General features: G+C 55.0%; 12 protein-coding genes and 1 riboswitch. Of the genes, 7 read left to right on the top strand and 5 right to left on the bottom strand.

Going from position 1 to position 13,785, the window contains the following annotated elements; translation table 11 throughout:
* Positions 1–45 precede the first annotated feature (45 nt).
* Entirely contained in the window at positions 46–741 is a 696-nt protein-coding gene (locus tag ABWV47_RS17340; protein WP_353314163.1) for a hypothetical protein, read from the bottom strand.
* Positions 742–830: 89 nt separating this feature from the next.
* Between ABWV47_RS17340 and ABWV47_RS17335 the strand changes: the two genes are divergently transcribed.
* Together ABWV47_RS17335 and ABWV47_RS17330 are read left to right on the top strand one after the other, a co-directional pair.
* On the top strand, positions 831–992 hold the full coding sequence (locus ABWV47_RS17335) for a hypothetical protein (protein ID WP_353314161.1): 162 nt from the start codon (positions 831–833) through the stop codon (positions 990–992).
* Positions 993–1,235: 243 nt separating this feature from the next.
* Positions 1,236–2,183, top strand: coding sequence for an MBL fold metallo-hydrolase (locus ABWV47_RS17330; protein ID WP_353314159.1), 948 nt, complete (start codon positions 1,236–1,238; stop codon positions 2,181–2,183).
* 83 nt (positions 2,184–2,266) lie between these two features.
* Here ABWV47_RS17330 and mgtE read toward each other — a convergent pair whose 3' ends face one another.
* Both mgtE and ABWV47_RS17320 read right to left on the bottom strand, forming a co-directional pair.
* A complete protein-coding gene (mgtE, locus tag ABWV47_RS17325) occupies positions 2,267–3,676 on the bottom strand; it encodes a magnesium transporter (RefSeq protein WP_353314157.1) in 1,410 nt (469 codons plus the stop codon).
* Positions 3,677–3,754: 78 nt separating this feature from the next.
* Positions 3,755–4,315 carry a gamma-glutamylcyclotransferase family protein gene (locus ABWV47_RS17320; protein ID WP_353314155.1) on the bottom strand — a complete coding sequence of 187 codons (561 nt, stop codon included), beginning with the start codon at positions 4,313–4,315 and terminating at the stop codon, positions 3,755–3,757.
* 107 nt (positions 4,316–4,422) lie between these two features.
* Between ABWV47_RS17320 and ABWV47_RS17315 the strand changes: the two genes are divergently transcribed.
* The 4 genes from ABWV47_RS17315 (at position 4,423) to gcvP (ending at position 9,712) form a co-directional block, all read left to right on the top strand.
* On the top strand, positions 4,423–4,869 hold the full coding sequence (locus ABWV47_RS17315) for an RrF2 family transcriptional regulator (protein WP_353314153.1): 447 nt from the start codon (positions 4,423–4,425) through the stop codon (positions 4,867–4,869).
* Between the two features lie 98 nt (positions 4,870–4,967).
* Positions 4,968–5,055: riboswitch (glycine riboswitch) on the top strand.
* A 167-nt stretch (positions 5,056–5,222) separates the two neighbouring features.
* Complete coding sequence (gene gcvT / locus ABWV47_RS17310; RefSeq protein ID WP_353314151.1) at positions 5,223–6,347, top strand: glycine cleavage system aminomethyltransferase GcvT; 1,125 nt, start codon at positions 5,223–5,225, stop codon at positions 6,345–6,347.
* A gap of 18 nt (positions 6,348–6,365) precedes the next feature.
* Positions 6,366–6,725, top strand: coding sequence for a glycine cleavage system protein GcvH (gcvH, locus tag ABWV47_RS17305; protein ID WP_353314149.1), 360 nt, complete (start codon positions 6,366–6,368; stop codon positions 6,723–6,725).
* 137 nt (positions 6,726–6,862) lie between these two features.
* Positions 6,863–9,712 (top strand): aminomethyl-transferring glycine dehydrogenase, encoded by a 2,850-nt coding sequence (gcvP, locus tag ABWV47_RS17300; protein WP_353314147.1) that lies wholly within the window; start codon positions 6,863–6,865, stop codon positions 9,710–9,712.
* Between the two features lie 157 nt (positions 9,713–9,869).
* Here the strand turns inward: gcvP and ABWV47_RS17295 are convergent, their stop codons facing one another.
* On the bottom strand, positions 9,870–12,395 hold the full coding sequence (locus tag ABWV47_RS17295; RefSeq protein WP_353314145.1) for an ABC transporter permease: 2,526 nt from the start codon (positions 12,393–12,395) through the stop codon (positions 9,870–9,872).
* Positions 12,392–13,087, bottom strand: a complete 696-nt coding sequence (locus ABWV47_RS17290; protein ID WP_353314143.1) for an ABC transporter ATP-binding protein — start codon at positions 13,085–13,087, stop codon at positions 12,392–12,394. The genes ABWV47_RS17295 and ABWV47_RS17290 overlap by 4 nt, the downstream gene beginning before the upstream one ends.
* A gap of 16 nt (positions 13,088–13,103) precedes the next feature.
* Here ABWV47_RS17290 and ABWV47_RS17285 point away from each other — a divergent pair, with 16 nt between their 5' ends.
* The gene (locus ABWV47_RS17285; protein WP_353314141.1) at positions 13,104–13,784 is read left to right on the top strand and encodes an arylesterase; all 681 of its coding nucleotides are present in this window, start codon (positions 13,104–13,106) and stop codon (positions 13,782–13,784) included.
* The last annotated feature ends 1 nt before the right edge of the window (position 13,785 follow it).

Below are 13,785 nucleotides of genomic sequence, written 5' to 3'. Positions count from 1 at the left end.
GCGATTTGTCCACTATTGGGCGTGTAAGGGACATGCGCTCCCCGCTTAAAAGGCGATCTCCGCAACAATGCGTGTCCCGGACGCGGTCGGTTTCGTCAGCGGTGTCTGGCTTTTGGTTGTGCCATATTGGGCTAATGCGTCCTTCACCTCCCGGATGTGCTCGGCGGATACGCGATCTGCGGCGCAGGCGCCTTGCTTGGTCCACTGGGCTTTTGAGATTGGTCCTGCGACGGTTCCGGAAATCACTCTTGGGGCCACATCATTTGGAGCGACCCTATCTTGATCAATGAGTGTCTTAATGGCTTCGGCGATGATTTCGGCGCTCTCCTGAAAACTGACAGGTGCAATTTGTGTTTCGTTCGCGTCGGCGGTGCCGTCGGTCAAACAGCGTCTGGCAACGAAAAGCCAATCGTGCACCATGTAAGCAGGCGCATATCCCCACGGCGAGAACCCTTTGAAGAGCTGCGCAGCCTTTGGGATTGAGCCACCATCAGTGTAGATCATGCCCGGCTGGATGATCGGAAAAGTGCCTCCGTCACCGCCGCGCTCAAACATCAGAGGACGTCCGGGGGCTGGCACAAATACAAAGCGGCCGTCGCCTGATGTGCTGGAGCCTTCATCAACCCACAACAATAGAACGCTGCCGGAAAATCGGCCCACAGGGGCATCGTCAAAATCCACTTGCGCGCAGGACACAAGGCCGACAATTGCGAAACAAACTGCGATAATAGCTCTACACATTCCTGAATTATGCCGGATCGGGGGCAACAGAACAACGCAGACTTGCAAAGAAGGCAGGTCTCATTTGGTGTTGAGGCCCGCTATCCCCAATGAAACGCACGATCGTCGATCGTGTGGAAGTAGAGGCGGGATTTGTTGATGTGATGCTTTCCCAAACGTCTCAAGATGTTCGTATGGTCCTGATAGCCGGCCGCGATATGGAAACACTGTTCGCGTTGAACGCGCTGAAACTCAGGGTCGCGCAGTTTTAGCGCCCGCTGGTATACCCGTAGTGGTATCGTCAGAATTCAACATGTGTCACACTCTACGTAGTGATGATGAGACCGTGCTGAAAAAGTCGGTTGCTGTCGCTCATGCAGGCTAGGTTTTGCCGGCCACCACGATGCTCCGATTGGCACGGTGGTCAACTTTATGTGAAAAGCGATCCGGCGGGCCTCTTAGACAGTAACATCTCAGTACAAACTAATTTTGGTTTATAGAGGGAGACGCAAACGATGGCACAAGAAAAGACGCAGGAAAAAGCACTTTCACGAAGAAGTCTTTTGGCGGGGGCTGCTGCTTTGCCGGTTGCAGCAGCGTTGCCACGTAAAGCAGAAGCCAAGGCAGAGATGTTGGGGGTTGGGGCCACGCGTTTTAATCGCATGAAGTTGGGTGGCTTTGAGGTGACAACATTGCTTGTCGGAACACGCACCGTAGAAAGCCCGCAAAACATCTTTGGCATGAATGTTGGAGCCGATGAATTTGCGGCGGCCTCCAGTGCGGCAAATATCCCCACCAATGCTGCACAGTTTTTCTTCACACCAACGGTTGTGAACACCGGCAACGAGTTGGTGCTGTTTGACGCAGGTTTGAGTCCCGATGCGATCACAGGTGCGCTTGCCGCTGCAGGATACAGTCCAGACCAAATCGACACCGTGGTGATTACACATATGCATGGTGATCATATTGGCGGGGTGGCAGGCGACGCTGGTATGACTTTTGCCAACGCGAAACATGTGACGGGACGGGTGGAGTTTGACGCCTGGGCAAAAACGGACGGCAACAAGGCTTTCGAAGCCAAAGTACGACCCAATGCGGAGCGGTTTGAAATGATCGAGGACGGTGCATCCGTTGCCAGCGGCATCACGGGCATGGCTGCCTTTGGTCACACGCCGGGTCACATGGCCTACATGCTGGAAAGTGATGGCCAACAGCTTGTTGTCGCTGCAGATTTCGCCAACCACTATGTCTGGTCTCTGGCGTATCCTGATTGGGAAGTGAAGTTTGATCGCGACAAAGCGGCTGCTGCCCAAACCCGGCGCAAAATGCTCGACATGTTGTCGGCGGACTCCGTTCCGTTCATTGGCTATCACATGCCCTGGCCAGCTGTTGGTTTTGTAGAAACACGCGAAAGTGGCTACAATTACGTACCTGCCAGCTATCAATTCATGATGGACACATAGGGCGCAGTTTTTAAACAGAGCGCGGCATCCCTGTGGGTGCCGCGCTCTGTTTTGTTGGCAGGTGGTTCAGGCTCTTGAACGGGCTAGAGATAGAGCGCGGAGGCCACTACAAAGAATATCAGCACGCCGAAGACGTCATTCGTTGTGGTGATAAATATCCCCGTTGCGACCGCAGGATCGAGCTTCAGTGATTTGAGAACAAACGGAATAATTGAGCCCACTGTACCTGCAATGGTGGTCACACAAGTCAGTGCAATCAATGCTGTTAAGGCCAAGAAAACAGGTTGGTGCAGATCAACAATTAAACTGACCAACATAACCATGATGGCTGTGATGGCGCCGATGCACAGTCCATTCAACATAGCACCGAACAATTCACGCAATATCCTACCCGAAAAATCACCACGCCAATTGATGCCTGTTGTAATGGATTGCACCGAGACCGTGGAGGCCTGAATGCCCGCGTTGCCTGCGGTGGCCATCACCACAGGAATAAAACTGGCAAGCACTGCCGCTTGGGCTAAGGCCTCCTCAAAGGAGCCGATCACACCGGCCGCAAAACCCGCGCCTAACAAGCCGCCCATCAACCACGGCAAGCGTCGGCGTAGGATGGTTAAGGGGGTGTCAAACTGCGTTGTTGCTGGTGAAACCGAGCCCATCCGCAACATGTCTTCCTCAGACTCATCGCGCAAAATCTCGCCAAGCTCTCGGGCTGAAATCCCGCCAACCAGCTTTCCGGTGCCGTCAACAACACCAATAGAATGAATGTTCTTTGCGCGCGCCATTGAGAGAACGTCCTCGCGGTCCCAGTCGGCACTCACTAGTAAGAGTTCTGGATGTAAAATTTCCTTTAGCAGAACATCGTCTGCCGCAGAAAGAACCTCTCGAAATCGCAGGAAACCAAGAGGTCTACGTTCGGCGTCCACAACAAACATCATATCAATTTTGCTGAGTTCTTGGCTGCGGGCGCGAATGTCCTTGGTCAGTTTCTGCACTGTCCAATTGGCAGGGGCCATCAACACACCAAGCCGCATCACGGTGGCGGCGCTGTCGTTGCGGGCTTGCAAAACGGCGGAGATTTCTTCCGCTTTGGGATGTGCGGTAACCAATTGTGCAGCAAAGCTGCGCGGCAATTCGAGCAGTGTGTCGGCGGCCTCATCCACATCCATCATCGCGATGATGTTGGTGAAGGTTTGCAGAGAGGCTTCGTCAAATAGAACTGATCGCAGATCCGGATCGAGTTCTGCCATCACTTTCAGTCCGAGGCCGTCAGGAAGCCAATCAAACATGAGGCGTGCGCGGGCCGGGCGTAGTCTGGTGAGCACAGCGAGCGTGTCCGTCGCCGGCCAGTGCTCAGTCGCGGCCAGCAACGACTCTCGCTGTCCGGCAACAATCCAGTCGTCGACCTGCCGCAGCAGCGCGCGGTTGGAAGACTGAGCTGTTGCCGTTGTATCGTCCTGCCAAGTCAAAGCTTGCATGTGCCGTGTCCGCATGGAGAAAGCCGAAGTGATGCAGGCTGACCATCGCAAAAGAAAACATGGGTTGCACGCGAAAAATCGTTCGGCGTGCGCCTAGGGAAACGTGATGTCTTTTTGCGCCAAATACTGGTCGACCAAAGAGATGTCGGATGCGGACAGTGTTTGGTGGCGAGGGTATATGGGGTCAGAACGGTCGTCGATCACAGGTACGTCCCAACCTGTTGTTGTTTCAAAGAAGTTTTCGACACCAGCCTTACCAAAAATCTCTGCATATCCTTGCACTACCACGTCCAAATAGCTCAGCAAAATGGGGTGGCGTACATCTGGTTGCGCTTTAACATGGTCAGGCACCGCATACAGAGCAATGTCGATATCGTTGGTGTTTTTGTGACTGATTTCAGAAGTAACATCGACGCGATCATAGGCGTATTCACGTGCGTCCAATGTGACCCAATCGTTGTTGGGGACGTGTGCGATCACCCCATCTATCACAGTGTTTGGAGCTGGCTCTACGGTGAGAAAGGCGATTGGGCGCAGTTCGGTATGGCGCCAAGTGCGTCGCCAACCGCTGAGCCGGGCAGCTTGCACATCTGCGTAAGGATGTGTGCGCGTGTTCACCAAGCTGCCAAAACCAAAGAAATAAGAGGTGTTCATACCGCTGTCCCTACAGATGTGTTGATCCATGTCAATGTTCCAAACATCGGTTGCTGGCAAAAACATGTGACTGGTCAGTGCCAATACTAGAGCGTCAAAGGGTCAATATGCGTATAACAAAAAGGACGAATATTGCGATGCGCGTATTGATGTACTGTGCAGCGCATCAGACTCGCCTCGTCACCAAGCATGAGATTGCAAGAGTCTGTAATGCTTCAGAAAATCATCTGGCTCAGGTCATTCATCAACTGGCATTGATGGGGGTTTTGGAAACGCATCGGGGGCGCAATGGTGGCTTGGAGTTGGCACAGGACCCCAAAGATACAAAAATTGGCGATATTTTTCGTTCGATGGAGGCTAGGCCATCTCAGATAGAGTGCTTTGCTGATGTCGACAATTCTTGTCCTTTGGTGCCTGCGTGTCGCTTAAAGGAAGCGCTGCATGCCGCAGCGGAAGCGTTTTACCACGAACTCGACGATCTCACATTGGATGCGCTCGTTTGTGGGAATACCAAACTTTTGAACATACTGGCTCCAGAGCCTTGCGGTGTCTGACAAACTTCTGATTGGGTGTGATAAGCGGAGCTGAAGGCGTATTAAATTTCCTCAATATAGTGGCTTGCCAGCTAGCGGGCGGCATATTAGGTTCTCCGCAAGATGAATCGGGAGAACTGAACTCGTTCAGTGCCGAAGGAGCAACCGCCCCGGAAACTCTCAGGCCTCAAGGACCGACCATCTTACGAACACACTCTGGAGAGTGGCGCCAAACTGGGTGCCCGCCGAAGGGATAACGATCTCAGGCTGAAGGACAGAGGGGGCATCGCACGTGCACATGAAGTGCGCGATACTGGGATGCCGGATGTGACCATCGACCATGGAAACGCCCGGGGAAAAGAAGGGCGAAGCCTATGGGAGAGCTTAAGCGCACACCGCTTTATGATCTGCATGTAGAATTGGGCGCCAAGATGGTGGGATTTGCGGGTTATGATATGCCCGTTCAGTATCCGCTTGGTGTCATGAAAGAGCATCTGCACACACGCGCGTCAGCAGGCCTTTTTGACGTCAGTCATATGGGGCAGGTTGTCTTGCGAGGGCCAAGTTACGAGGCGGCAGCGCAGGGTTTTGAAACACTGGTCCCGATGGATGTGATGGGGCTGGGAGTTGGGCGTCAACGCTACGGGTTCTTTACAAATGACGCTGGCGGCATCGAGGATGATCTGATGTTTGCCAATCGGGGTGATCACCTGTTTGTGGTGGTCAACGCCGCCTGCAAGGTAGAGGACATCGCGCGCATGACTGCGGAGCTGTCCCCAGATATCTCAGTCGTAGAAATTACAGATCGAGCGTTGGTGGCGTTACAGGGGCCCGCCGCAGAGACCGCTCTTGCGCGGCTCAATCCTGCTGTTGCTGATATGGCATTTATGGACTTCGCTGAGGTGACGCTGGATGGATCTGCGTGTTTGATCAGCCGGTCCGGGTACACGGGTGAGGATGGCTACGAAATATCGATTCCAGAGGCTGACGCCGGTCGGATTTGTCGTCTTTTGTTGGAAATGGAAGAAGTCGAACCCATCGGGCTCGGCGCGCGTGACAGTCTGCGGTTGGAGGCCGGTTTGTGCTTGTATGGCAATGACATTGACGCCACCACATCGCCGGTTGAGGGCGCGCTGACCTGGGCCATTCAAAAGATACGCCGCGCTGATGGCGCGCGGGCCGGCGGCTTTCCGGGCGCCGACCGCATTTTCGGCGATCTCGCAGAGGGCGTTGCGCGCAAGCGTGTGGGCCTTGCACCAGCTGGACGCGCGCCGATGCGGGCGGGGACGCAGCTTTTTGCCGCCGCGGATGGTGGCGACCCCATTGGGGAGGTCACATCTGGCGGTTTTGGCCCAACTATCAATGGGCCGGTGGCCATGGGGTATGTCGGTGCGGCGCAGGCCGTCATCGGCACTGAGATTTTTGGTGAAGTGCGCGGCAAACGTTTGCCCGTCTTGGTGGCAAAGACGCCGCTGGTACCCGCCAATTTCAAACGTTGAGCAACAGGAGAGCAAGAAATGAAATTTACCGAAGAGCATGAATGGCTGCGGGTTGAAGATGATTTGGTGGTGGTTGGCATCACTGAACACGCCAGTGAACAACTGGGCGACGTGGTGTTTGTGGAATTGCCTGACACGGGCACAGAGGTCACCAAAGACGAAGAGGTCTGTGTGATTGAATCCGTGAAGGCTGCCTCTGACATTCTGGCGCCCTTGGATGGCGAAATAGTCGAAGTGAACGAGCCGCTGGTCGATGAGCCAGGCAAGATCAACGAAGACCCAATGGAAGGCGCTTGGTTCTTTAAGATCAAGCCAGCCGATCTGAGCCAGATGGACGACTACATGGACGAAGCCGCCTACAAGAAATTCATCGGCTGAGCGATTGTCTGGAGCGGTCGTAACCCGGCCGTTTCCACCCTCTGAGCAAAATCTGATTGGTTCGGCGATGTGCGTCGAACCAACGTCTGACTTTTTCTTCGCCGCTTCTGTTGCTGCGGCCCGTTGAGGATATGAAGATGACCTTCAAACCCACAGAATACCTGCCATACGATTTCGCCAACCGTCGTCACATCGGCCCGTCTCCAGATGAGATGGCAGAAATGCTGGACGTGATCGGCGCCGACAGCCTTGATGCGCTGATTGATGACACGATGCCCGACAGTATCCGCCAGAAGACGCCGCTGGACTTTGGGCACCCGATGTCGGAGCGCGAAGTCTTGCGCCACATGCGAGAGACAGCTGACAGCAACAAAGTGCTGACCAGCCTGATCGGGCAGGGGTACTATGGCACCGTGACGCCACCTGCGATTCAGCGAAATATCTTGGAAAATCCGGCGTGGTACACGGCCTACACGCCGTACCAGCCAGAGATTTCCCAAGGGCGTTTGGAAGCGCTTCTAAATTACCAGACTATGATCACTGATCTGACCGGTTTAGAAGTGGCCAACGCTTCGCTTCTGGATGAAGCCACGGCCTGTGCCGAGGCAATGACCATGGCCAAGCGCGTGTCAAAATCCAAAATGAACGCCTTTTTTGTTGATGAGAATTGCCACCCGCAAAACATTGCGGTGATGAAAACTCGGGCTGCGCCCTTGGAGATCGAGGTCATAGTTGGCAACCCAGACGATTTGGATGCCAGCGCGGTGTTTGGCGCCATCTTCCAGTACCCAGGCACTCATGGCCACATTCGAGACTTTACGCCGGAAATGGACGCGTTGCATGCGAACAAGTCCATAGGCGTTGTGATTGCAGATCCACTGGCCCTTACGTTGATCAAAGAGCCGGGAGCAATGGGGGCTGACATTGCGGTGGGCAGCACGCAGCGCTTTGGTGTTCCCGTCGGGTATGGCGGACCACATGCGGCTTATATGAGCTGTCGGGATGCCTACAAACGTGCGATGCCCGGTCGGATTATCGGTGTCTCGGTAGACGCACATGGCAATCGTGCGTACCGCCTCTCGCTGCAGACACGTGAGCAACATATTCGTCGCGAAAAAGCGAATTCCAACGTCTGTACGGCACAGGCGCTTTTGGCGGTGATGGCGTCAATGTATGCGGTGTTCCATGGTCCTGAAGGGCTGAAAGCAATCGCGCAGCGTATCCACCGAAAAACGGTGCGTTTGGCGACAGGCCTTGAAGCGGCTGGTTTCACAATCGAACCAACTGAATTTTTTGACACAATCACTGTGGATGTTGGGCTTTTGCAACGCGGCGTGCTTCAGCATGCGGTGCAAGAGGGTATCAACCTGCGAAAGGTGGGTAAGACCAAAGTTGGGATTTCATTGGATGAAACGGCGCGTCCGCAAACCGTTGAAGCTGTTTGGCGCGCCTTTGGCATTGTGCAGAACGACGATGATTTCACGCCCGAGTATCGCTTACCTGCGGATGTTATCCGCACGTCAAGCTATCTGGATCACCCGATCTTTCACATGAACCGGGCCGAAACTGAGATGATGCGCTACATGCGTCGTTTGGCAGATCGTGATCTAGCGCTTGACAGGGCTATGATCCCGCTTGGCTCTTGCACAATGAAGCTCAACGCTGCGGTTGAGATGATGCCTGTCAGTTGGCCTGAATTCGCCACCATGCACCCCTTTGCCCCTAAGGATCAGGCCGAAGGCTACACGCGCATGATTGATGATTTGAATCATAAGTTGTGTCAGATCACGGGCTATGATGCGATCTCCATGCAGCCGAATTCGGGCGCGCAGGGAGAATATGCGGGCTTGTTGACAATTGCGGCGTACCACCGGTCACGTGGAGAGAGGCATCGCGATGTATGCCTTATTCCAATGAGTGCACATGGAACAAACCCAGCGTCCGCGCAGATGGTTGGCTGGAAAGTGGTTGTCATTAAGACAGCTGAAAACGGCGATATTGATGTAGATGATTTCCGCGAGAAGGCGGAAAAACATGCAGATCAATTGGCTGGTTGTATGATTACATATCCGTCCACACACGGTGTTTTTGAAGCCACCGTACAAGAGATTTGTGAGATAACGCATGATTTTGGCGGGCAGGTCTATATCGATGGTGCCAACCTAAATGCGATGGTGGGATTGTCTCGCCCGGGTGATATTGGCGGAGATGTGAGCCACCTGAACCTACATAAGACGTTTTGCATTCCCCACGGTGGGGGTGGCCCTGGCATGGGACCGATTGGTGTAAAGGCGCATCTCGTTGAGTTTCTACCGGGGCATCCCGAAACAGGTGGTTCTGAAGGGCCGGTGTCTGCGGCACCTTTTGGGTCTCCTTCCATTTTGCCAATCAGCTGGGCCTATGTGCTTTTGATGGGTGGAGAGGGGCTCACCCAAGCGACACGTGTGGCGATCCTGAACGGAAACTATATCGCCAAGCGGCTCGAGGGAGCGTTTGATGTTCTCTATAAGGGACCAAGTGGGCGTGTCGCGCATGAGTGCATCATCGACACGCGCCCGTTTGCGGAAAGCGCAGGCGTCACGGTGGATGACATTGCCAAACGTTTGATGGACGCAGGCTTTCACGCGCCGACCATGAGCTGGCCAGTGGCTGGCACATTGATGATCGAGCCAACAGAGTCTGAGAACAAGGCTGAACTCGACCGGTTCTGTGAAGCGATGCTGGCTATTCGCGAAGAGATACGTGACATCGAAGAGGGGCGGATTGATGCGGAAAACAACCCGCTTAAGATGGCACCACACACGATGGAAGATCTCGTGAAAGACTGGGATCGTCCTTATTCTCGCGAAAAAGGCTGTTTTCCGCCCGGTGCATTCCGTGTCGATAAGTACTGGCCCCCCGTGAACCGGGTCGACAATGCTTATGGAGATCGAAATCTTGTGTGTACATGTCCACCAATGGAGGAGTACGCCGAAGCGGCAGAATAATCAAAAAGGGGGGGAAGCCCCCCTTTTTTAGCTGCGCCAAGTTATCCCGAGGGATTTAACACCGGTAAGATATCATTCGCTTGAGTTTCTCATTGGTGCCCCCCCCCCCGGGGGTCTCTCAGTTGTGTCTGAGAAGGAAAAAGACCCATTTCACATCTCAGTCTCTGGCACGAAGGGTTTGGGCTGGGCGTTTTTTCAACGACGGAAGTGCAAAAATGAGGCCGGCAAGTAAGTTGGCGACAATGCCCAAGCTGAGAACAGAGATTGCGTTGGGCCAAATCACAAAAAACTCATTCTCCATAACAAAAGTCAGCACGGCCCAGCCTCCGATCAGCCCGACGCATAGGGCAACAGTGCCGGCGGATGCGCCAAGTAGCGCGGCCCGCCATGTAAAACTGCGCAGGATTTGCGGCCGTGTTGCGCCAAGGGTTTTCAGAACGGCTGCTTCGTAAGTGCGCGCTGTCTGACCCGCTGCGGCGGCACCAAAAATCACCAGTAGCCCCGTCAGAAGGATCGTTGACGCCCCATAGGTGGTAGCGTTGGCTAGCTGTGCGACAAGGCGCGACACTTGTTGTGCTGCATCCCGCACGTGGATGGCCGTAACGTTGGGGTAGCCTTCTGACACATCTTTGAGCAAAGTGGCTTCGCTGTCAGGCTCAGCATAAACGGTGGCAATAAAACTGTGCGGCGCTGCCGCCAGAGCGGCTTCGTTCATCACGATGATAAAGCCCATGCCAGCAGAGGAAAAATCCACTTCTCTAAAACTTGTCACTGTGCCGGTGATATCGCGACCAAGAATATTGATGTTCATGGTATCCCCTAGAGCGACACCCATTTCCAGCGCCTCTTCTTCCGCGAAACTAATTTGGGGCGTGCCGCTGTGATTGGGGTCCCACCATGTTCCAGCAGTCAGCTTTGTGTTTTCGGGCATTTCTGCAGCATAGGTCACGCCGCGATCACCACGGATCACCCAATGATCGCCAGCGACCTCTTTTGCGGGGCGATCGTTGATGCGAGTTATCACGCCGCGCAACATCGGGGCGGTTTCCAAGGCGCTGATGGTCTCTGTTCGGTCCCATTCATCTTGTAGAATAGGCATTTGATCGCGTTGGATGTCGACGAAGAAAAACGAAGGGGCGATGTCCGGGAGGTCGCTTGCAATGGCATTGCGCAGGTTGCCGTCAACTTGGCCAACGGTTGCCAATACGCTGAGTCCGAGCCCGAGGGACAGGATCACCGGTGTTGTGGCATCGCCAGCACGACCAAGAGACTGAAGAGCCCAACGCAGCTCTGGGCGCAGAAAGCCTGCAGTGGCAAAACGGCGCAAAAGGGCACGTAGCGCGGCGGCGGCGATGGTCAAAACTATCATGGAGACGAAAACCCCGCCAGCGAACCAGAGTGTGAGGCGCGCAGATCCCGAAAGCCAGCTTGCAAGTCCAAGCAAGATGGCGATCAGCACGCCGATCCAGCATAGGTAGCGCAGCGAAGGCAGACGGCGGTTCTGTCCTAGGGTGTCGCGGAAAAGCGCACTTGGTCGCACACCCTCAACTTGCGCCAGCGGCCAAAGGGTGAAAATCGTGGCGGCCAAACTGCCATAAACAGCCGCTTCGAGAAGGGGCATCGGATAGAGCGCAAAATTGGCGGGGAATGGCAAAACGTTTTCAATGAGAGGCGCGAGCGCTATTGGGAGAGCCGCCCCTATGAGCAGGCCTAAGAAAATACCCACTGAAGCGACAAAGCCAATCTGTAAGAAGTAACTCAGAAAGATCGTTCGGCGGTCCGCTCCAAGACTGCGCAGCGTGGCGATGGTTTCGGTTTTTGTCGAAAGATAGGCGCGAATGGCAGTGGAAATGCCAACGCCCCCGACCGCTAGCCCTGCAAGGCCCACAAGGATCAGGAACGCGCTGAAACGCTCCACAAAGCGAGTGATGCCGGGGGCGCCATTGCGACTGTCACGCCAGCGCAGGCCTGAGCTTTCGAATTGGGCGCGCCCTTCGGTCTCCAAAGCAGCAAGGTCAAAGCCCTGCGCCAGAGAGAGGCGGTAGTGGCTGGTAAAGAGTGTTCCGGGTGCCAGAAGACCACTCGTCTTTAGAGCATCAGAATGTACGATCGCGCGTGGGGCGAAGTTAAATCCGCCAGAGGAGTCTGGTTCTCGCTCCAGCCTGGCCATAAGGATGAAACTTTGTGTACCCAGCTGAAATGTGTCACCAATCTCAAGCGATAGTCGATCCGCCAACAACCCGTGCAGTGCGGCTCCGGGAAGGCCTGCAGATCCCTTTAATACGTCGGGCCAAGCTATGGCCGGCGCCACATTAACTGCACCGACCAACGGGTAGGCGTCGTCGACAGCCTTTACCTGCGCGAGGGCGCGTTCGGTTTCAGGGCCGTTTGTCACAACTACCATGGAGCGGAAGTCGATGATTTCAGATACAGCCGTGGCTGTGGAGTTCATCCAAGTGCGCTCATCATCGGTTGCGCGGCGGTATGTGAAACTCATCTCTGCATCGCCGCCCAAGAGCGTGGCGCCCTCAGAGGCGAGGCCAGATTGGATTGCGCTGCGCACTGAGCCGATTGCTGCGATAGCGGCGACGCCAAGGATCAGACAAGACAGAAAAACAGTGAACCCGCGAAGTCCGCCGCGCAGTTCACGACGCGCGATGCGCACCGCATTGGCAAAACTCATGCCTGTACCTCGACCGCAGTCAAAGGTGTCTCAAGGCGGCCGTCCCGCAGACGCACGACCCGTTCGCAGCGCTGTGCAAGCCCTTTGGAGTGTGTGACCAGCACCAATGTTGTGTCGCGTTTGGCATGAAGATCAAACAAGAGGTCCATAATGGTTTCGCCCGTCGTTTGATCGAGATTGCCAGTGGGTTCATCTGCCAACAACAATTTCGGGGAGGGGGCGCAGGCCCGGGCCAGTGCGACCCGCTGCTGCTCTCCACCTGACATCTGGCTGGGGTAATGGTCTGCACGATGGGCAAGGCCAACCGCCTCAAGTTCGGCGCGGGCGCGATCCAGCGCATCCTTGTGGCCAGCCAGCTCCAGCGGCGTAGCGACGTTTTCTAGGGCGGTCATTGTGGGGATCAAATGAAAGTTTTGGAACACCACACCCATGTTGTTGCGGCGGAAGCGGGCCAGCGCATTTTCGTTCATTGCAGAGAGATCATGGTCCAGCGCGGTGATGGTGCCTGAGGTGGCACGTTCCAATCCCCCCATAAGCATCAGCAGGGAGGATTTTCCGGATCCGGAAGGTCCGATAAGGGCTAAAGTCTCTCCGGCTTGCACATCAAGCGAAATGCCGTGCAAAATTTCTATGCGGCCAGCATTGCTATCCAGAGCCAAAGTCGCATTTTTAAGAGAGAGAATAGATGACATGAAAGGTCGCCTGCTAATGAGAATTTCTTTTCTATATGGGGCGCGCACGCGCTTGGGCAAGGCGCTGGCATCGAGCATTTTAGTCGTTCCCTTAACGGCTTGGACATCTATTGCGGACCCTGTGGTCGTGGCGGCACTGGGGGACAGCTTGACTCAAGGGTACGGGGTGGCGCAGGGCGACGGCTTTGTGCCGCAGCTTGCGGCTTGGCTGAGCGCGCAGGGTTTGGAGGTCATTTTGCAGAATGCGGGTGTCTCAGGTGATACGACTCAAGGCGGTTTATCGCGAACAGCATGGACCTTAGGGCCGGACGTCGATGCGATGATTGTCACACTGGGCGGCAATGATGCGCTGCGTGGGATGGATCCGGCCGTTAGCAAGGCGAATTTGGCGGGGATTATTGAGGCTGCACTAGAGGCAGATGTCGAGGTGCTGTTAATAGGCGTTCAAGCACCTATGAATTTTGGGGCCGACTATAAAACCTCCTTTGACAGCATGTATGCAGAACTTTCCAACCAGTACGATATCGCATTGGCCCCCGAATTTTTTGCGGCCATTCGTGATTTACCGTCCGACGATTTGCGCGATTTGATGCAACGCGATGGGATACATCCGAATGCTGAGGGCGTGCGCGCAATTGTCCCCGTCTTAGGACCGTATGTGCAACAACTGGTGCTTGACGCTGCGTTAGGCGAATAGC

This window comes from Shimia sp. NS0008-38b (assembly GCF_040370365.1).
GTDB lineage: Bacteria > Pseudomonadota > Alphaproteobacteria > Rhodobacterales > Rhodobacteraceae > Shimia.
This window is presented reverse-complemented; position numbering and strand designations above follow the sequence as displayed.

Excerpts from the sequence above, each read along its gene's own strand:
- ABWV47_RS17340 (WP_353314163.1), bottom strand. The coding sequence starts at position 741 with ATGTGTAGAGCTATTATCGCAGTTTGTTTCGCAATTGTCGGCCTTGTG.
- ABWV47_RS17335 (WP_353314161.1), top strand. The coding sequence starts at position 831 with ATGAAACGCACGATCGTCGATCGTGTGGAAGTAGAGGCGGGATTTGTT.
- ABWV47_RS17330 (WP_353314159.1), top strand. The coding sequence starts at position 1,236 with ATGGCACAAGAAAAGACGCAGGAAAAAGCACTTTCACGAAGAAGTCTT.
- mgtE (WP_353314157.1), bottom strand. The coding sequence starts at position 3,676 with ATGCGGACACGGCACATGCAAGCTTTGACTTGGCAGGACGATACAACG.
- ABWV47_RS17320 (WP_353314155.1), bottom strand. The coding sequence starts at position 4,315 with ATGAACACCTCTTATTTCTTTGGTTTTGGCAGCTTGGTGAACACGCGC.
- ABWV47_RS17315 (WP_353314153.1), top strand. The coding sequence starts at position 4,423 with ATGCGTATAACAAAAAGGACGAATATTGCGATGCGCGTATTGATGTAC.
- gcvT (WP_353314151.1), top strand. The coding sequence starts at position 5,223 with ATGGGAGAGCTTAAGCGCACACCGCTTTATGATCTGCATGTAGAATTG.
- gcvH (WP_353314149.1), top strand. The coding sequence starts at position 6,366 with ATGAAATTTACCGAAGAGCATGAATGGCTGCGGGTTGAAGATGATTTG.
- gcvP (WP_353314147.1), top strand. The coding sequence starts at position 6,863 with ATGACCTTCAAACCCACAGAATACCTGCCATACGATTTCGCCAACCGT.
- ABWV47_RS17295 (WP_353314145.1), bottom strand. The coding sequence starts at position 12,395 with ATGAGTTTTGCCAATGCGGTGCGCATCGCGCGTCGTGAACTGCGCGGC.
- ABWV47_RS17290 (WP_353314143.1), bottom strand. The coding sequence starts at position 13,087 with ATGTCATCTATTCTCTCTCTTAAAAATGCGACTTTGGCTCTGGATAGC.
- ABWV47_RS17285 (WP_353314141.1), top strand. The coding sequence starts at position 13,104 with ATGAGAATTTCTTTTCTATATGGGGCGCGCACGCGCTTGGGCAAGGCG.